Source organism: Microbacterium xerophyticum (assembly GCF_053543555.1).
In genome coordinates, this window is sequence record NZ_JBLVOB010000003.1 from 193310 (window position 1) to 211151 (window position 17842).

Genomic DNA, 17842 nt, shown 5'->3' on the forward strand with positions numbered 1-17842 from the left:
GGTTTCCTGATCGTGCTGATCTGGAGTATACCTGTAATTACAAGTCCTGTAGTTACAAGTCGTTGGAGATCATCGTGAGCACCCCATCCGCCGTGGACGTCCCCGCCCTGCTGAAGATCTCGCCGCAGGGCGGCATCGAGGGGCGTTCGCGTCGCTACGAGAAGTATCTGGGCGACATGGACGGCGTCTACCGTGACGAGCGGGCCTGGCAGGATGCTGTCGGCGAGCGAGGCGCGGATGACCTGGTCTACTGGGTCGACGACCACCGTTATCAGGAGGGGCCGGGTGCCCTGATCGTCGGCACGAGCACGCTGCTGCCCGGTCGATACGGCGAGGAGTTCGCCGTGACACGAGGGCATCTGCACGCGGTGGCTGATCGGGCAGAGCTCTACTACTGCCTGAGCGGACGCGGCGTCATGCTGCTGGAGACGCTCGACGGCCAGACGTCAGCCGTCGAGCTGACGCCGGGACAGGCGGTCGACGTGCCGGGGCACTGGATCCATCGCAGCGTGAACGTGGGCGACGAGCCGTTCGTCACGCTGTTCTGCTACGCCGCGGATGCCGGACAGGACTACGCCGTCATCGCCGACGCCGGCGGAATGAAGAACCTCGTCGTCGCCGATGGCGACGGCTGGGCGCTCAGGGACAATCCGGACCACGTCGGATACCGCGCGGCCTGAGTCCGCGCCACTCACCGCTGCCGTGCGCGGTACGCGGCGACGGCGTTGCGGTTCGTGCAGGCCGTGGAGCAGTAGCGGCGCGAGCGATTGCGGGACAGGTCGAGGACGATGCCCTCGCACTCCTCGTCGGCGCATACGGCGAGCCGGCTGCCTTCCTCGGCACGGACGACGTCGAGCAGGGCCATCGCGGTCTCAGCGAGGATGCGCTCGGCGAGCGGCCGGTCGTCTGCGACCGCGTGCAGGTGCCAGTCCGCGCTGTCGTGACGGACGACGTGGGCGTCGAAGGTCACATCCTGCAGGGCGCGGTTGATGCCGTCGACCATGTCGTCGCGGGGGGCGAGCAGCATCGTGCGAAGGCGCGGACGCAGGTCGCGAAGGGCCGCGAGTTCGTCGGGGTCGCGGTCGATGCGCCCTGTGTAGGGGAAGACTGCCAGGAACTCTTCGACGTCCGTCCCCGACGTGAGCGTGTCGGGTGCTTCGGCAGTGTTCGCCAGATGCACTGCGGCGCGCAGCGCTTCGACCGTGTCATCTGTGAAAAGCATATTGACACCTTACAACGATGCCGATAGCGTCATCGATCATGGGTGGTTTGACAAATGACAGGCGGCCGCAGTCCGGCCTGAGGCTCGGGCTCCCGCTGGCGATCGGTGCGGCGTTCGCGTTCGGGATGTCCGGCGCCTGGGCGCGCGGGCTGATCGACGCCGGATGGACGCCCGGTGCGGCCGTGACCGTGCGGATCTGGGTCGCGGCGCTCGTGCTGCTCATCCCGACGATCGTCGCGCTGCGCGGTCGGTGGCGTCTGCTGCTCCGCAACGCGTGGACCATCGCGGCGTACGGACTGCTCGCCGTGACGGCCACGCAGCTGTTCTACTTCCAGGCCGTGGCGGTGATGGATGTCGGACTCGCGCTGCTCATCGAGTACACCGCGCCGATCGCCGTGGTTCTGTGGCTGTGGATGCGGAGGGGCGAGAGGCCCACCCGCCGCAGCATGCTGGGCGCGCTCATCGCGTTCATCGGGCTCGTGCTCATGCTCGATGTGCTCGCCGGGAGCAGCGTCGACGTCGGCGGCGTGCTCTGGGCCTTCGGCGCCATGGTGGGAGCGGCCGCCTACTTCATCCTCTCCGCGAGGAGCGACACGGGGCTCCCTCCGCTCGTGCTCGCCGGATCAGGCCTCTTCGTCGGCGCGATCGGACTGACTCTCGCCGGTCTCGTCGGCATCGTTCCGATCGCCTGGAACACGGATGACGTCACCTACCGGTTCGGAACCGTCCCGTGGTTCGTGCCGGTGCTCGCCATCGGGATCATCGCGACAGCAGCGGCGTACGTGCTCGGTATCGCGTCGACGCGACTGCTGGGTTCGCGCCTCGCGTCATTCATCGCGCTCGCCGAGGTGGTCGCCGCGCTGCTGTTCGGATGGCTGCTGCTCGGTCAGCTGCCGAACCTGCTGCAGGGCTTCGGGGCGGCCCTCGTGCTCGCCGGAGTGGTGGTCGTCAAGCTCGGCGAACCGGTCGCGGCGGACGCCGGCGATCCGGTGCTCGCCCCGCCCGGTGAACAGTTCGCGGATGCCCTTGCACACGGCGAGCCTGCGGACGAAACTGGCCGTGCCGGTGCTCGCACGGGCCCGGATCACTCGTAGGAGAGGACACCGACATGGCGCACGGAGACATCACCCACATCGACATCCCGGTGAGCGACATGGAACGGGCCAAGGCCTTCTACTCCGGGCTGTTCGGCTGGGAGATCGCGGAGATCCCCGGCTTCGAGGACTACCCGATGTGGCAGGCGCCGAACAAGATCAGCGGGGGAGGGCTCGCGCCGCGCAGCGCCGAGTTCACGCAACCGCGCTCTTACGTCGAGGTCGACTCGATCGATGAGACCGTCGCCGCCGCTGTCGAGGCCGGCGCGACCGTGCTGATGGAGAAGCGGCCGATCAGCGAGACGAGCTGGTGGGCGGTGATCGGCGACCCCGACGGCAATTCGATCGGGCTGTACGAAGGCGTGACCGACGCGGGTTGACATTTTTGTATACCGTGAGCATGCAGGTCGGCCCGAAATGAGTCGACTTCGCGAATTGTGTATACACTAGCCGTGTGAGTACCGCAGTCGAGCGAACCAGGGCCAGTGATCGCGCCTACGCGACGCTGCTCGAGGAGATCCAGTCCGGCGAGCTCGCCCCCGGTACGGTGCTGGCCGAGGTCGAGCAGGCCGCCAGGCTCGGTGTCAGCCGCACCCCGCTGCGAGAGGCGCTGCAGCAACTCAGCGCCGACGGGCTGGTGCAGCAGCAGTCACCGCGGGTCACGGTCGTGACCGACATCGATGCCGACGACATCCGATCGCTCTTCGAGATCCGTCGCGCGCTGGAGGAATCGGCCGCCCGCCTCGCGGCACAGCGCGGCGACGCCGAGCTGTTCGCGGCGCTCGCCGCGGAGTTCGCGGCGGCAGGAGCCTCCCTCGACGTCGCCACCGGCCGCGCCGACTACTACGCACTCATCGCCCGATTCGATCGGGCAGTGGATGCCGCGGTCGACAACGACTACATCGCCGCGGCACTGCGCACCGTGCGCACGCATCTCGTCCGCGTGCGCCGGCTCTCGCGCGACAAGCCCGCCCGGCTCTCGGCATCCGTCGCAGAGCACCGGCTCATCGCCGAAGCCCTCGCGGAACGCGACGGCGATCTCGCCGCCCACGCCACGCACGTGCATCTGCGCAACGCCCTCACCAGCATCCTCGACAGCATCCAGAACGAAGGACAGTCATGACCGTCACCCACCACGTCCGCGTCTACAAGAGCGAAGAAGACCTGCCCCGCGAGGACCAGCTCGCCTGGAAGATCGCTGAGGTCGCCACAGATGCCGTCGAGGTCGAGCAGGACGTCGTCGACATGATCATCAACCGCATCATCGACAACGCCTCCGTCGCCGCGGCCTCTCTCACCCGCGGCCCGATCATCGCGGCCCGCGACCAGGCGTTCAGTCACCCTGTGTCGACCGGCGGCAGCGGAGCGTCCGTGTTCGGTGCCGCGCTCGACCGTCGCACCAGCCCCGAGTGGGCGGCGTGGGCCAACGGTGTCGCCGTGCGCGAACTCGACTATCACGACACGTTCCTCGCGGCCGAGTACTCGCACCCCGGCGACAACATCCCGCCGATCCTCGCGGTCGCTCAGCACGTCGGCGCCGACGGGCGCGCACTGATCCGCGGCATCGCCACCGGCTACGAGATCCAGGTCGACCTGGTGAAGGCGATCTGCCTGCACAAGCACAAGATCGACCACGTCGCCCACCTCGGGCCCTCCGCCGCTGCGGGAATCGGCACCCTCCTCGGCCTCGACGCCGAGACCATCTACCAGGCCGTGAGCCAGGCGCTGCACACCACGACCGCGACCCGGCAGAGTCGCAAGGGTGAGATCTCGACGTGGAAGGCGCACGCCCCGGCCTTCGCAGGCAAGATGGCCGTCGAGGCCGTAGACCGCGCCATGCGCGGCCAGACCAGCCCCTCGCCGATCTACGAAGGCGAGGACGGCGTGATCGCCTGGATGCTCGACGGCAAGGACGCCGCGTACGATGTGCCGCTGCCCGCCCCAGGTGAGGCGAAGCGCGCGATCCTCGACTCGTACACGAAGGAGCACTCCGCCGAGTACCAGGCGCAGGCGTGGATCGATCTCGCTCGCAAGCTGCACAACGAGGGCGTCGACACGTCGAAGATCTCCTCCGTCATCCTCCACACGAGCCACCACACGCACTACGTGATCGGCTCCGGCGCGAACGACCCGCAGAAGTACGACCCGACGGCCTCGCGCGAGACGCTCGACCACTCGATCCCGTACATCTTCACCGTCGCGCTGCAGGACGGATCGTGGCACCACGTCGACTCGTACGCCCCGACGCGCGCCGGCCGTGCCGACACCGTCGAGCTGTGGAACAAGGTGACCACGCTCGAGGACGCCGAGTGGACCAGTCGCTACCACTCGAACGACATCGCCGAGAAGGCGTTCGGCGGTCGAGTGGAGATCACGTTCACGGATGGTTCCACGCTGGTCGACGAGATCGCCGTGGCGGATGCCCACCCGCTCGGCGCCAGGCCCTTCGCCCGTGAGAACTACATCAACAAGTTCCGCCTGCTGGCTGAACCTGTGCTGTCGCCTGAGGAGATCGAGCGGTTCCTGTCGCTCGTGCAGCGGCTGCCGGAACTGTCCGCCGCCGAGGTCGCCGAGCTCTCCATCATCGCGAAGCCGGGTGTCGTGGCATCCGAGCCGGCGACGAAGGGGCTGTTCTGATGCTGTACTCCCACACCACGCCTGCCGAGAAGCGGCGCCTGTTCCGCGAGCGCCTCGCGACGGGCGAGCTGCTGCGGTTCCCTGGGGCGTTCAACCCGCTGAGTGCGAAGCTCATCGAGCAGAAGGGGTTCGAGGGCGTCTACATCTCGGGCGCCGTGCTGTCCGCAGACCTCGGCCTGCCCGACATCGGATTGACCACGCTCACCGAGGTCGCCGGTCGCGGTCAGCAGATCGCCAGGATGACGGAACTGCCGGCCATCATCGACGCCGACACCGGCTTCGGCGAGCCCATGAACGTGGCCCGCACGATCCAGACCCTCGAGGATGCCGGTCTCGCCGGAGCCCACATCGAAGACCAGATCAACCCGAAGCGGTGCGGTCACCTCGACGGGAAGGCCGTCGTCGATTCCGATACAGCGGTCAAACGCATCCGCGCGGCCGTCGATGCACGGCGCGATGAGAACTTCCTCGTCATGGCCCGCACCGACATCGCCGCCGTCGACGGGCTCGAAGCCGCGAAGGACCGCGCCAAGGCGCTGGTGGACGCCGGTGCCGACGCGATCTTCCCCGAGGCGATGCGCTCGCTCGAGGAGTTCGCCGCGATCAGGGCGGCAGTCGACGTGCCGATCCTGGCGAACATGACCGAGTTCGGCAAGAGCGACCTGTTCTCGGTCGATCAGCTGCGTGACGTCGGGGTCAACATCGTCATCTGGCCGGTGTCGATGCTGCGCATCGCGATGGGCGCGACCGGCCGTGCACTCGATACGCTGAAGGAAGAGGGGCATCTGACCTCGAAGCTCGGCGAGATGCAGCACCGCGCCGACCTCTACGACCTCATCGACTACGAGTCGTACAACCACTTCGACTCCGGCGTCTTCAACTTCACCATCACGAAGGAGTGAACCATGGCTGACATCGAGATCAAGAAGGGCCTCGCAGGGGTCGTCGCCGATGAGACGGCGATCAGCAAGGTCAACCCCGAGACGAACAGCCTGCTCTACCGCGGATACCCGGTGCAGGAGCTGGCCGCGACGCAGTCGTTCGAAGCGGTCGCGTACCTGCTGTGGCACGGCGAGCTGCCGAGCGCCGAGCAGCTGGTGGAGTTCCGCGCGGCCGAGCGCGCGAACCGCGCCCTGCCCGCCGAGGTGAAGGACGCCATCGATCGGCTGCCGCTGGATTCGCACCCGATGGACGAGGTGCGCACCGCCGTCAGCGTGATCGGCGCGATCGAGACGGCCGGCATCAGCAACGTTCTGGACGCCGTCGGCACCCCGGAGGAAAATCTCGATCGCAGTCTGAAGCTGTTCGCCGTGCTGCCGGCGATCGTGTCGTACGGCCAGCGCCGTCGCCGCGGCGAGGAGATCGTCGAGTCGCGTGACGATCTCGACTACGCGGCGAACTTCCTGTGGCTGACGTTCGGTGAAGAGTCGGCGCCGGTCGTGGTCGACGCGTTCAACCGCTCGATGATCCTGTACGCAGAGCACTCCTTCAACGCGTCGACCTTCACGGCTCGCGTGATCACCTCGACGCTGAGCGATCTGTACTCAGCGGTCGTCGGCGCGATCGGCGCGCTGAAGGGCCCGTTGCACGGCGGCGCGAATGAAGCCGTGATGCACATCTTCGACGAGATCGGTTCGGCGTCCGAGGTGTCCGGCTGGCTCGACACCGCGCTCGCCGAGAAGCGCAAGATCATGGGCTTCGGGCACCGCGTCTACAAGCGCGGCGACTCGCGCGTGCCGACCATGAAGGCCGCGCTCGACACGCTCGTGGCGCACTACGACCGCAAGGACGTCGCCGACCTCTACGAGACGCTCGAGAACGAGTTCGTGTCGCGGAAGGGCATCTACCCGAACCTCGACTACCCGTCCGGACCGGCGTACAACCTCATCGGCTACGACACGCTCACCTTCACGCCGCTGTTCATCGCGGCGCGCATCACGGGCTGGACGGCGCACATCATCGAGCAGCAGGCGTCGAACGCGCTGATCCGCCCGCTGTCGGCGTACAACGGCCCGGATGAGCGGCACATCGCGGAGTACGAGCCGGACACGGCGGCGATCGAAGTGCTCGAGCGGCCGGAAGAGGCGGCGGGCTGACCCGGCCGAGTTCCGTCCACAAGGGAGAATCATGACGAATCGCAGCGAAGCGGTCCTGGTCGACATCGTCCGCACCCCGGTGGGACGAGGCAAACCGGGTGGCGCATTGAGCGACGTGCATCCCGTCGACCTCGCGGCCGGGGTCCTGACGGCGATCCTCGAGCGCAACGGCCTCGAATCCCGCCAGATCGACGATGTGCTCCTCGGATGCGTCAGCCAGGTCGGCGACCAGTCGATGAACATCGCCAGGCAGGCGGTGCTCGCTGCCGGATTCGACGAGTCGGTGCCGGGCGCGACGATCGACAGGCAGTGCGGATCGAGCCAGCAGGCCGTGCACATCGCGGCCCAGGGCGTCATGGCCGGAGCGTACGACGCCGTGCTGGTCGGCGGAGTGGAATCGATGAGCAGGGTTCCGCTCGGATCATCAGCCGTCGGAGGGTCGCCGATGTCGCCGCGACTGCGCGCCCGCTACCCGGACGGGCTCGTGAATCAGGGCGTCTCCGCCGAATTGATCGCGCATCGCTGGGGCTTCGGCCGAGACCAACTCGACGAGTATGCGGCCGAGTCGCACCGCCGCGCCGCGCAGGCCTGGACGGACGGATTCTTCGGCAGCACGGTCGTCGCCATCGACGAGGCACCGGATGCGCGCACCGACGAGACCGTACGCCCAGGAACGACCGCCGAGAAGCTCGCCGGTCTTCAGCCCGCGTTCCGCACGGATGCTCTCGCGGCACGGTTTCCCCAGGTCGAGTGGGCCATCACGCCGGGCAACTCCTCGCCGCTCACAGACGGCGCATCCGCCGCCCTGCTGATGAGCGCGGAGCGCGCCGAGGCTCTCGGGCTCCGGCCCCGCGCACGGTTCCACGCGTTCTCCGTGGTGGGCGACGATCCGATGATGATGCTCACCGGTCCGATCCCTGCGACGCGCCGCATCCTCGAACGTGCAGGACTCACGATGAGCGACCTCGACGCGTACGAGGTGAACGAGGCCTTCGCCTCCGTCCCGCTCGCATGGGCTGCGGAACTGGGGGCGGATGCCGCCAAGCTGAATCCGCGTGGAGGAGCGATCGCCCTCGGCCACGCGCTCGGCTCATCCGGCACCCGCCTGCTCGGCACGCTCGTCGACCACCTCGAGGCCACGGGTGGCCGCTACGGGCTGCAGACCATGTGCGAGGGCGGCGGCATGGCCAACGCCACCATCATCGAACGGCTCTGAGCAGCCGCAGAGCTATCGACCGTTGCCGGAGAAACCGGTCGACTCCCGCCGGATGATGCGGAAATCGGGCTTGATCGTGCGCGGTGGCCGGCGCACGCCCTTCTCCGCGATGCGCTCGATGAGAAGGTCCACCGCCGTCGCGGCGATCTGCTCGCTGCCGACGTCGACGCTCGACATGGAGGGGACCGAGAAGCGGGATTCGTCGATGTTGTCGAAACCGATGACGGCGACATCGCCGGGCACGCTCAGGCCGGCTTCGCCGAGTGCCCTCAGGGCACCCAGTCCCAACGTGTCGTTGAGGGCGAAGACGGCGTCGAACGGGATCTTCTCGTCGATCAGCTCGCGCGTGGTCGACGCTCCGGTCGAGTGGTTCCAATGCTCGCTGGACCGGATGAGCCGCTGGTCGATCTCGATCCCCGCGCCCTGCAGAGCGAGCAGGTACCCGTCCAGGCGCAGGCTGGCCGAGCTGACCTCGGTGCCGCGCTCCGGTTCGGCGCCGATGATCGCGATCCTCCGGCGTCCGATGTCGAGGAGGTGCTCGACCGCCGCGCGGGCCGACGATGTGTTGTGCATCGCGACATGGTCCGTCGGGCCGTTGAAGATGCGCTCGCCCAGCAGCACCAGCGGGAAATCGGTGCTCAGCGACTCGGCGTCCTTCTGGCCCAGAGCGGAGGGGCTGAACATCAGCCCGTCGGTGAGTCGGAGGCGGCCGCCGCTGACGACCTGAAGCTCGCGCTCTCGGTCGCCACTTGTCTGTTCGACGACGACACCGAGGCCACGAGCATCCGCCGCCCGGATGATCGCGTCGGCGAGCTCGGCGAAGTAGTTCTCGCGCAGTGCCGGTACGGCCAGGCCGATGACCCCTGTGCGGCCCGAGCGAAGGCCGCGTGCCGACAGGTTCGGTCGATAGTCCAGCTCGTCGATGGCAGCCTGCACCCGATCACGTGTGTCGGGGCGGACGTGCGGGTAGTCGTTGATGACGTTCGAGACCGTCTTGATGGAGACGCCGGCGAGCTGTGCGACGTCGTGCATCGTCGAATCCATCGGTCCCGCCCATCGCCACCACTGCCGCCGTTGTTCTCACTCTAGTCATGCCGTCGTGATCGACCGGGATAACGACGGCCGTGCCGCAGAGGATCAGGCGAACGGCGGATGCGGGTGGGCGACTGATCACCCGCCCGCATCCGGAATCGCCCGGGGCTACTGGCCCAGTTCGTTCAGCACGGTCTCCTGCGCCTGATCGAGAGCGTCCTCGGCCGGAGTGCCGCTCTCATAGATCTCGTTGAGAGTGACGGTCCGGAACTGGTTGTCCACGGTGGGCAGGTTCTCGTTGGAGAACGACTCGAAGTGGCCGATGCCGTCCTTCACCGAGTTCAGCACGTCGAACAGGTTCGTCTGGAAGTACTTGTTGAACTTGTTGTCCGGGTTGTGCGTGATCGCGTCGTCCTCCCAGACCGACATGTTGACCGGGTCGAAGCCGAGGACCTCCCACACCGCCACGTTGGCGTCGAGGGACAGCTTCGTGAAGGCGAGGAACTCGCTGGCGAGCTCCTTGTTCTCGCTGGCAGCCATCACCGTGGTGCCGGTGCCGCCGCCACCGATCGTGAGCACATCCGAGCCTTCGATCTGCGGCGCGGGAGCGATGGCGATCTTGCCGGCCAGGTCGGGCATGTAGTCGACGAAGCGCGAGGTGTACCACGCCGGGTAGACGATGGCCGCGTAGTCGCCCTTGTTGATCGCGCCGAAGGCCTCTTCGCTGTCGGGGCTGCCGCCGGGGATCGTCGAGATCGCGCCGGAGTCCTTCATGTCCTGGAACATCTGCATCGTCTCGACGACCTCGGGGCTGTTCACGGCGGGAGCGCCGAGGCCGTCGTCCTCGAAGAGCTGTCCGCCGTTCTGTGCGATCGCCAGCGGCTCGGTGAAGTACACGCTCGTGCTCGCGACGCTGAAGGCCTTGTCGGTCGCCTCGTTGTACTCGGCTCCGGCCGCGGCGAAGTCCTCCCAGGTCTTGATCGTCGTGTAGTCGATCCCCGCGCCCTCGAGCAGCTCGGTGTTGTAGAAGGCCACGAACGCCCCGACGTGCGTCGGGTAGCCGTAGATCTTGCCGTCCCGGCTGTACAGGTCGAGTCGGGCCTTGACGATGTCGTCGGCGTAGGGGGCTGCTGCCTCCGTCAGATCGGCGAGCGGCGGGTTGTCACCCTTGACGAAGTTCGCGAACTTGCCCACCTCGATGTCGGCGAGGTCGGGAAGGCCCTGGCCGGAGTTCACGGCGAGCAGCAGCTTGTCGTGCATGTCCTGGTACGGGTAGACGGTGAGGTTGAGGTCGACGGCCTTGTCGGGGTTCTCCTCGTTCCACTTCTCGGCCATCTCTTCGTAGACCTGGCCGTGGAGCTCGGCGAACACCCACATCTCCAGCTCGGTGGCTCCGCCTTCGCCTTCGCCGCCGCCGTCCGACTGGCCACCGCTCGTGCAGCCGGAGAGAGCTCCGACTACCAGCCCTGTCGCGATCGTTGCGGTCAGAATCCTTCGGATTCGCATGGTGATACTCCTGACTGTGTGTTGGGTACTGCGGGTAAGGGATAAGGAGACGGTGGGCAGATCAGCCCTTCACCGAGCCGGCGGTCATGCCTGCGACGAAGAATCGCTGGAATGCGAGGAAGAGGATCAGGATCGGGATGAGGGAGAAGAACGAGCCGATGATCAGCAGTTCATAGTTGTTGCCATGCGGCGTCAACAGGGTGTTGAGCCCGATCGGGAGCAGGAACTTGTCGGGTGAGCGCAGCACCAGAAGGGGCCAGAGGAAGTTGTTCCAGATGGTCATCCCGTTGAGGATCGCCATGGCGGCGAAAGCGGGCTTGGCGATGGGCACGACGAGTCGGAAGAAGATGCCGAACTCGGAGACGCCGTCCACGCGACCGGCTTCGAGGATCTCCTTCGGCACGCCGAGGAAGTACTGCCGGAAGAAGAAGATCGTGACGGCCTGGGCCAGGAACGGCAGGACGACGATCCAGTACTGGTCCGCGGCGCCGATGTCGTTGACCTGCACGTACAGAGGCAGCATGAGCATTTCGAAGGGGATGGTCATCAGGATGATCACGAGGATGAAGCCGAGGCTCTTGCCGCGGAACTCGTACATCGCGAATCCGTATGCGACGAAGGAGCTCACCAGGAGCGTGCCGACCACCTGGACGACGGTCAGCACCAGGCTGTTCCAGAACCACTGGAAGTACATGCCGGAATCGGTGAAGAGCATCACGTAGTTGTCGAAGCTCAGTTCGGAGAAGTCGATCGAGAACGAGATGCCGTTGCGGATGACCTCGTTGCCGTCCTGGAAGGTGCCGACGAAGATCGCGAGCACCGGCACGAGCGAGATCAGTGCGATCGCGAGCAGGAAGGCGCCCTGGATGAGCGCGGCCGTCCTGCGGCTCATGCCCGGGCGAGACGCCCCGACGGTCGAGGTGCGGTCGGGCCTGGTGGCTGTCTGCTGACTCATCGCGTCGATTCCTTCTTGAACGTTCCCGTGGCGGTGAGCTGGGTGAGATTGATGGCGAGCACCACGACGAGGAGCACGACGCCGACGGCGGAGGCGAAGCCGAGATCGTTCTCCTGAATGCCCTTCCGGTAGAGGTAGCCGACGATCGTGAGACCTTGATTGTTGGGGGAGTTGTTGCCGGCGTAGAGCATGAAGCTCTCCAGGAACATCGCCAGCCCGCCGTACACGCTGATGGTCGTGACGTAGACGATCGTCGGCTTGATGCCGGGAAGCGTCACGTTGAAGAACTGCTGGATCTTGCTCGCGCCGTCGATCGAGGCCGCTTCGTAGTACTCGTTCGGAATCGCCTGCATCCCGGCGAGGAAGTACATCGTGTTGACACCGGCCCAGCGCCACAGGGCGAGGAGCAGGAGCGCCGCGAGGCCCGTCAGGTCCTCGCGGAGCCAGCGCACCGGTCCGAAGCCTAGGAAGTCGACGATCTGGTTCATCAGCCCCGAGTCGGTCTCGGAGAACATCAGTCGGAACACGATGCCGGCGACCACGACCGACGTCAGCGCCGGCACGAACAGCGACGACTTGAAGAAGTTCTTGATGCGGCTGCTGCCCAGCTTGGAGTTGATGATGGCCGCCAGCACCATCGGGATCGGAACGAGGATCACGAGGGTCAGCACCATGTACCGGATGCTGTTGAACATCGCCTTCCAGAACACCTGATCGCGCCAGAGCCGCTCGTAGTTCGCGGTGCCGATGAACGTCGCCTGACCGTACAGGACCTCTTGGAAGCTCATGATCACGGAGCGCCCTACCGGGACCAGCCAGAAGATGAGCAGCGTCACCAGGAACGGCAGGATGAACAGGTAGGGGGCGAGCCGCTGGTTGTAGAGCAGCTTCTTCATGCGATGCGTTTCGGCCATGGCAGTTTCTTCCTCGAACTATGCCTCTGGGACTGAACTTCTCCGTCCTCGGTTGAGAAGGCTATACTCCGGAGAGAAAATTTACAACGTTGTATTTCTGCCGCCGACATACGATCCTGAGCTGATGTCGTGCACGGATGCGAGCAGCAAGAGCCGAGGACGGAAGGCGCACCAATGACGGACGAGATCTGGCGGGATCCCCGGATCGATGTCGAGGAGAGAGTCGACGCGCTGGTCGCGGAGCTGACCGCTGAAGAGAAGATCGCTCAGCTCGGCGCGTACTGGGCCGACCAGCGCACATCGGGCGAGATCATCGCGCCGATGCAGGACGTGTTCTCCGAGGGCAGGGCGCCGTTCGAGCACGTGGTGCGCCACGGCATCGGTCAGCTCACCAGGGTCTTCGGCACCGCGCCGGTCTCGGCGCGCGACGGGATGGAACGCATCCGCGATGCGCAACGGCACCTGCTCGACACCACGCGCATCGCCATCCCCGCGATCGTGCACGAGGAATGCCTCACCGGCTTCACCACTCTCGGGGCGACGGTCTATCCGACCGCGCTCGCCTGGGGCGCCACTTTCGATCCTGAGCTGGTGGAGGAGATGGCGCGCGCCATCGGTCGCGACATGTCGGCGGTCGGCGTCCATCAGGGCTTGTCCCCGGTGCTCGATGTGGCGACCGATTACCGTTGGGGCCGGGTGGAGGAGACCATGGGTGAAGACCCCTATGTGGTCGCCACGCTCGCATCCGCATACGTCGAAGGCCTGCAGGAATCGGGTGTCATCGCGACGCTGAAGCACTTCGCCGGGCATGCGACCTCGCGAGGCGGACGCAATCACGCGCCCGTCTCGATGGGGGAGCGCGAACTGCGCGATCTCGTGCTCCCGCCCTTCGAGATGGCCGTTCGCCTGGCCGGAGCGCGCAGCGTGATGAACTCCTACACCGAGACCGACCGGGTGCCGGCCGCAGCGGATCGATGGCTGCTCACGGACCTGCTCCGGGGCGAATGGGGCTTCGACGGCACGGTCGTCTCCGACTACTGGGCCGTCGCCTTCCTGAAGTCCAAGCACGCGGTCGCCGGGACCATGGCCGAGGCGGGCCGTCTCGCCCTGCATGCCGGACTCGATGTCGAACTGCCCGACATCTCCGCGTTCCTCGCTCTGGACCAGGATGACCCCGATCCCGAGCGCACCGCCGCCGACATCGACACGGCGCTGCGCCGCGTGCTCAGGCAGAAGATCGAACTCGGACTGCTCGACGAGGGCTGGCGGCCGGCCGAACCCGCCGACCACGACCTGGACAGCCCAGAAGGCCGCGGCATCGCGCGACGGATGGCGCAGAAGTCCGTCGTCCTGCTCGAGAATCCCGCAGGTCTGCTCCCGCTTCCCCGATCGACATCGCGCATCGCGGTCATCGGACCCTGCGCCGATGATCCGAGCGCGATGATGGGGGCCTACTCGTTCCCGGTTCACGTGCTCTCCCGGCATCGGGAGCTCGGGCTCGGGCTCGACGCGTCCTCGCTCCCGGACGCCGTGCGCGCGTCCTTCCCCGACGCGGATGTCGTCGTGGAGCGCGGCTGTCCGCTGCAGGCGCCAGGCACGCCGGAGGATCTCGCGCGCGCCGTTGACGCCGCGACGGTCGCCGACGTCGCGGTCGTCGTCGTGGGCGATCACGCCGGCATGTTCGGCAAGGGCACGTCGGGCGAGGGGTCCGACGCGCCCTCCCTCGAGCTTCCCGGTGAGCAGGGCGACCTCGTCGAGGCGATCCTGGCGACGGGCACCCCCGTCGTGCTCCTCGTCCTGTCCGGTCGTCCCTATGCGCTCGGACGATTCGTCGGGCGTGCGGCCGCCATGCTGCAGGCGTTCATGCCGGGAGTCGAGGGTGCGGGGGCCCTCGCGCGCATCCTTGCGGGAGAGGTCAATCCGAGCGGCCATCTGCCGGTGCAGGTGCCGCACGGGGGCGCAGCGCTTCCGCACACCTACCTCGCACCCCCGCTCGGACAGGATGGGGACAGGATCAGCAACCTGTCGATCGCTGCCGCCTTCCCCTTCGGGCATGGTCTGTCGTACACGACCTTCGAGATCGACGACCTCGTCCTCGACCGCGCCGAGATGCCAACGGACGGCACGGTCACGGCATCGGTGACCGTGGCGAACACGGGCGACCTGGCAGGGGAGACCGTCGTGCAGCTGTACTTCGCCGATCCCGTCGCACAGGTCACGCGGCCGGTGCAGCAGCTCGTCGGCTACGCGCGGATCGCACTCGAAGCCGGTCAGAGCACACGGGTGTCGTTCACCCTGCACGCCGACCGCTTCTCGTTCACGGGCCTCTCTCGCCGCCGGATCGTCGAAGCAGGAGAGATCGTGCTCTCCGCCGGGTTCTCGGTCGGAGCCCTCGTGCGATCGCAGACGCTCGTCATGACCGGCGCCACGCGCGAAGTCGTCGACCCCGTGCTCCGAACCGAGGTCGCATGAGCGCCGACAGCAACAGCAACCCCCACGATCTCGTCACAGAAGAGGAACAGAGAATGCCCGCAGCCCATCTGACCATCGATCCGCAGTTCGTCGCGGGGCGGATCCACCGCCGACTGTTCGGAGGCTTCGTCGAGCACCTCGGCCGGCACGTCTACGACGGCATCTACGAACCGGGTCACGAGACGGCGGATGCCGAGGGCTTCCGGCAGGATGTGATCGAGCTCGTCCGAGAGCTCGGCGTCTCCACGATCCGTTACCCCGGCGGGAACTTCGTCTCAGGGTTCCGCTGGGAGGACTCGGTCGGCCCGCGCGAAGAGCGTCCGCGTCGCCTCGACCTCGCCTGGCACTCCACCGAGACGAACGAGGTGGGCCTGCACGAGTTCTCCTCGTGGCTGGAGAAGGTGGGCAGCGACCTCATGCTCGCGGTGAATCTCGGCACCCGGGGCACGCTGGAGGCGCTCGACCTTCTCGAGTACACGAACATCCCCGGCGGCACCGAGCTCAGCGAGCGTCGCCGCGCGAACGGACGCGACGAGCCCTTCGCCGTGGAGATGTGGTGCCTCGGCAATGAGATGGACGGGCCCTGGCAACTGGGGCACCGGTCGGCGGACGATTACGGCAAGCTCGCCGCACGGACCGCGAAGGGGATGCGCCAGATCGACCCCGACGTCGCGCTCGTGGTGTGCGGCTCCTCCGGTGCGCACATGCCGACATTCGGCGAGTGGGAGCGCGTGGTGCTGGGGCACACGTACGACGACGTCGACTACATCTCGTGCCATGCGTACTACGAGGAGAAGAACGGAGACATCGATTCCTTCCTCGCCTCTGGTGTCGATATGGATCGCTTCATCGAGTCCGTCGTCGCGACGGCCGATCACGTCGGCGCCGTACGCGGCAGCTCCAAGCGGATCGACATCTCCTTCGATGAGTGGAACGTCTGGTACATCGATCGCTATCACGGCGTCGACAAGATCGCTGGGATCGAGAACTGGCCGGTGGCGCCGCGGATCCTCGAGGACAGTTACTCGGTGCTGGACGCCGTCGTCTTCGGTGGTCTGATGATCTCGCTGCTCAAGCACGCCGATCGTGTCACCAGTGCCTCGTTGGCTCAGCTCGTCAACGTGATCGCGCCGATCATGACCGAACCGGGCGGTCCTGCCTGGCGGCAGACCACGTTCTTCCCGTTCTCGGTCACATCGCGCCTCGCGCAGGGCGAAGCGCTCGAACTCAAACTCGACTCTCCGACGTACGAGACCGCTCGTTACGGAGAGGTCCCGCTGGGGGACGCCGTGGCGACCCACGACGCCGAGACCGGTCGCTCAGCGGTCTTCCTCGTGAACCGCAGCGTCACGGATCAGATCACGGTGACGATCGATGTCGCCGGGCTCGGAGACATCTCGGTGCTCGAGTCGCACATGCTCAGCGACGCCGACATCTACGCCAAGAACACCCTCGAGGAGCGCGAACGCGTCGCACCGCGTCCGAACGAGACGGTGTCGCTGGCAGGCGGGGCGCTGACGATCGTGCTTCCCCCCGTCTCGTGGAACGCGATCGCACTCGGATGAGGGCGGAGAACTAGAATCGACCAGGGACTTGCACCTCAAGCCGCTTGAGGTCGCAGAGTGGGGGACATGAACGACACACAACACTCCCTCCACCTCATCGGTGATGTCGCACGCCGCACCGGCTTGAGCGTCAGCGCCATCCGCTACTACTCCGACGAAGGCCTCGTCGAACCCACTGACGAGACCGACGGCGGGCATCGGCTCTACGATCTGGACGCGATCGCCCGCTTCGAGTTCATCCGCACGCTGCGCGATCTCGACACCGGCCTCGAGCAGATCCGTCGCGTCCTCACCGGTGTCGTCTCGTTGCGCGATCTCCTCGCCGAACATCTCGACGTCGTGGAAGGACGTGCGAAAGAGCTCCAGGCGAAGAGGGCCGTCCTGCGCGCGCTCGTCCGTGAGGACAGCACCGCGGAGCGCGCGAAGCTCCTGCAGCGTCTCGTCGCGATGTCCGACACCGCGCGTCAGCGGTTGGTCGACGACTTCCTGGAGAGCGTCTCGTCCGACCTCCCGGATGCCGCGATCGAGAAGATCCGCGACGCGCATCCCCGTCTTGCCGACGATCCCACTGCTGAGCAGCTCGATGCATGGATCAGCCTGTCGGAGCTGCTGAGAGACGAGAAGTTCCGGGAGGAGACTCGCGCGTATCTGCGTGAGACGTACGCGACCGAAGTCGGCAGGAGGATGTCGGCACCGGCCGTGCAGGAATTCATCAGCTCCGCAGGTGGCGACCTGATGCCGAAGCTCGGCGCGGCTCACGGAGCGGGCCTCGCGTCCGATGATCCACGGGTGGTTCTGCTCGCCGACCAGTTGGTCGAGCAGAGTGCGGCGGCTGGGGGCGTCGCCTCCGACGACGACCTGCGAAAGCGGTTGGCGAACGTCTACAGCCGAGTGGACGAGATCACTTCGGAGGCGCTCCAGCACGAGGGGTACCGCGCAACCGAGGGGCGCTATCTCGAACTGGTCGCGATCATCAACGATCAGCCGGCCCCGGATGCGGAACTCGCCAGCGCTGCAGGCTCCGCGGACGCGGATCAGCAGCCGGAGCTGCGCCGATTCGGCCGGTGGCTCTCCGAGGCCATCCTCGCCACGATCGCCTGATCAGCGGTCTGCCAAGGGGGGACTCATCCGCT

At 66.7% G+C, this 17842-nt stretch carries 16 protein-coding genes; 11 read left to right on the top strand and 5 right to left on the bottom strand.

The annotated features are described in order from the left end of the window. The first annotated feature begins 74 nt into the window (after positions 1-74). A complete protein-coding gene (locus ACNPNP_RS02020) occupies positions 75-680 on the top strand; it encodes a glucose-6-phosphate isomerase family protein (protein WP_448964398.1) in 606 nt (201 codons plus the stop codon). An 11-nt stretch (positions 681-691) separates the two neighbouring features. On the opposite strand, the gene ACNPNP_RS02025 is transcribed toward ACNPNP_RS02020, so the two are convergent. Beyond that, positions 692-1222 carry a CGNR zinc finger domain-containing protein gene (locus ACNPNP_RS02025; RefSeq protein ID WP_448964399.1) on the bottom strand — a complete coding sequence of 177 codons (531 nt, stop codon included), beginning with the start codon at positions 1220-1222 and terminating at the stop codon, positions 692-694. A 38-nt stretch (positions 1223-1260) separates the two neighbouring features. Between ACNPNP_RS02025 and ACNPNP_RS02030 the strand changes: the two genes are divergently transcribed. From ACNPNP_RS02030 to ACNPNP_RS02060, 7 genes are all read left to right on the top strand, one after another. Continuing rightward, positions 1261-2316, top strand: a complete 1056-nt coding sequence (locus tag ACNPNP_RS02030) for an EamA family transporter (RefSeq protein ID WP_448964400.1) — start codon at positions 1261-1263, stop codon at positions 2314-2316. Between the two features lie 14 nt (positions 2317-2330). Next, positions 2331-2696: a VOC family protein gene (locus tag ACNPNP_RS02035; protein WP_448964401.1), complete on the top strand. Its 366-nt coding sequence runs from the start codon at positions 2331-2333 to the stop codon at positions 2694-2696. A 74-nt stretch (positions 2697-2770) separates the two neighbouring features. Beyond that, complete coding sequence (locus ACNPNP_RS02040) at positions 2771-3439, top strand: GntR family transcriptional regulator (RefSeq protein ID WP_448964402.1); 669 nt, start codon at positions 2771-2773, stop codon at positions 3437-3439. Continuing rightward, a complete protein-coding gene (locus ACNPNP_RS02045; RefSeq protein ID WP_448964403.1) occupies positions 3436-4953 on the top strand; it encodes an MmgE/PrpD family protein in 1518 nt (505 codons plus the stop codon). Before ACNPNP_RS02040 ends, ACNPNP_RS02045 begins: the two co-directional genes overlap by 4 nt. Further along, complete coding sequence (gene prpB, locus ACNPNP_RS02050; protein WP_448964404.1) at positions 4953-5855, top strand: methylisocitrate lyase; 903 nt, start codon at positions 4953-4955, stop codon at positions 5853-5855. Before ACNPNP_RS02045 ends, prpB begins: the two co-directional genes overlap by 1 nt. Positions 5856-5858: 3 nt before the next feature. Further along, the gene (locus ACNPNP_RS02055) at positions 5859-7049 is read left to right on the top strand and encodes a bifunctional 2-methylcitrate synthase/citrate synthase (protein WP_448964405.1); all 1191 of its coding nucleotides are present in this window, start codon (positions 5859-5861) and stop codon (positions 7047-7049) included. 31 nt (positions 7050-7080) lie between these two features. After that, on the top strand, positions 7081-8265 hold the full coding sequence (locus ACNPNP_RS02060; protein WP_448964406.1) for a thiolase family protein: 1185 nt from the start codon (positions 7081-7083) through the stop codon (positions 8263-8265). Between the two features lie 12 nt (positions 8266-8277). Here ACNPNP_RS02060 and ACNPNP_RS02065 read toward each other — a convergent pair whose 3' ends face one another. The 4 genes from ACNPNP_RS02065 to ACNPNP_RS02080 form a co-directional block, all read right to left on the bottom strand. Beyond that, complete coding sequence (locus ACNPNP_RS02065) at positions 8278-9297, bottom strand: LacI family DNA-binding transcriptional regulator (RefSeq protein WP_448964407.1); 1020 nt, start codon at positions 9295-9297, stop codon at positions 8278-8280. 168 nt (positions 9298-9465) lie between these two features. Further along, entirely contained in the window at positions 9466-10803 is a 1338-nt protein-coding gene (locus tag ACNPNP_RS02070) for an ABC transporter substrate-binding protein (protein WP_448964408.1), read from the bottom strand. A 61-nt stretch (positions 10804-10864) separates the two neighbouring features. Further along, positions 10865-11758, bottom strand: coding sequence for a carbohydrate ABC transporter permease (locus ACNPNP_RS02075; RefSeq protein ID WP_448964409.1), 894 nt, complete (start codon positions 11756-11758; stop codon positions 10865-10867). Beyond that, positions 11755-12672, bottom strand: coding sequence for a carbohydrate ABC transporter permease (locus ACNPNP_RS02080; RefSeq protein WP_448964410.1), 918 nt, complete (start codon positions 12670-12672; stop codon positions 11755-11757). The genes ACNPNP_RS02075 and ACNPNP_RS02080 overlap by 4 nt, the downstream gene beginning before the upstream one ends. A 174-nt stretch (positions 12673-12846) precedes the next feature. Here ACNPNP_RS02080 and ACNPNP_RS02085 point away from each other — a divergent pair, with 174 nt between their 5' ends. The 3 genes from ACNPNP_RS02085 (at position 12847) to ACNPNP_RS02095 (ending at position 17810) form a co-directional block, all read left to right on the top strand. Next, a complete protein-coding gene (locus ACNPNP_RS02085; protein WP_448964411.1) occupies positions 12847-15144 on the top strand; it encodes a glycoside hydrolase family 3 N-terminal domain-containing protein in 2298 nt (765 codons plus the stop codon). Between the two features lie 53 nt (positions 15145-15197). After that, on the top strand, positions 15198-16709 hold the full coding sequence (arfA, locus tag ACNPNP_RS02090) for an arabinosylfuranosidase ArfA (protein WP_448964412.1): 1512 nt from the start codon (positions 15198-15200) through the stop codon (positions 16707-16709). Positions 16710-16775: 66 nt separating this feature from the next. Continuing rightward, positions 16776-17810 carry a helix-turn-helix domain-containing protein gene (locus ACNPNP_RS02095; RefSeq protein ID WP_448964413.1) on the top strand — a complete coding sequence of 345 codons (1035 nt, stop codon included), beginning with the start codon at positions 16776-16778 and terminating at the stop codon, positions 17808-17810. Positions 17811-17842: the final 32 nt, after the last annotated feature.

Bases quoted from the DNA above. Each gene is read 5' to 3' on its own strand.
- ACNPNP_RS02085 (WP_448964411.1), top strand. From the start codon at position 12,847: ATGACGGACGAGATCTGGCGGGATCCCCGGATCGATGTCGAGGAGAGA.
- ACNPNP_RS02035 (WP_448964401.1), top strand. From the start codon at position 2,331: ATGGCGCACGGAGACATCACCCACATCGACATCCCGGTGAGCGACATG.
- ACNPNP_RS02080 (WP_448964410.1), bottom strand. From the start codon at position 12,672: ATGGCCGAAACGCATCGCATGAAGAAGCTGCTCTACAACCAGCGGCTC.
- ACNPNP_RS02025 (WP_448964399.1), bottom strand. From the start codon at position 1,222: ATGCTTTTCACAGATGACACGGTCGAAGCGCTGCGCGCCGCAGTGCAT.
- ACNPNP_RS02075 (WP_448964409.1), bottom strand. From the start codon at position 11,758: ATGAGTCAGCAGACAGCCACCAGGCCCGACCGCACCTCGACCGTCGGG.
- ACNPNP_RS02095 (WP_448964413.1), top strand. From the start codon at position 16,776: ATGAACGACACACAACACTCCCTCCACCTCATCGGTGATGTCGCACGC.
- ACNPNP_RS02055 (WP_448964405.1), top strand. From the start codon at position 5,859: ATGGCTGACATCGAGATCAAGAAGGGCCTCGCAGGGGTCGTCGCCGAT.
- ACNPNP_RS02065 (WP_448964407.1), bottom strand. From the start codon at position 9,297: ATGCACGACGTCGCACAGCTCGCCGGCGTCTCCATCAAGACGGTCTCG.
- ACNPNP_RS02060 (WP_448964406.1), top strand. From the start codon at position 7,081: ATGACGAATCGCAGCGAAGCGGTCCTGGTCGACATCGTCCGCACCCCG.
- ACNPNP_RS02070 (WP_448964408.1), bottom strand. From the start codon at position 10,803: ATGCGAATCCGAAGGATTCTGACCGCAACGATCGCGACAGGGCTGGTA.
- ACNPNP_RS02045 (WP_448964403.1), top strand. From the start codon at position 3,436: ATGACCGTCACCCACCACGTCCGCGTCTACAAGAGCGAAGAAGACCTG.
- ACNPNP_RS02030 (WP_448964400.1), top strand. From the start codon at position 1,261: ATGGGTGGTTTGACAAATGACAGGCGGCCGCAGTCCGGCCTGAGGCTC.
- prpB (WP_448964404.1), top strand. From the start codon at position 4,953: ATGCTGTACTCCCACACCACGCCTGCCGAGAAGCGGCGCCTGTTCCGC.
- arfA (WP_448964412.1), top strand. From the start codon at position 15,198: ATGCCCGCAGCCCATCTGACCATCGATCCGCAGTTCGTCGCGGGGCGG.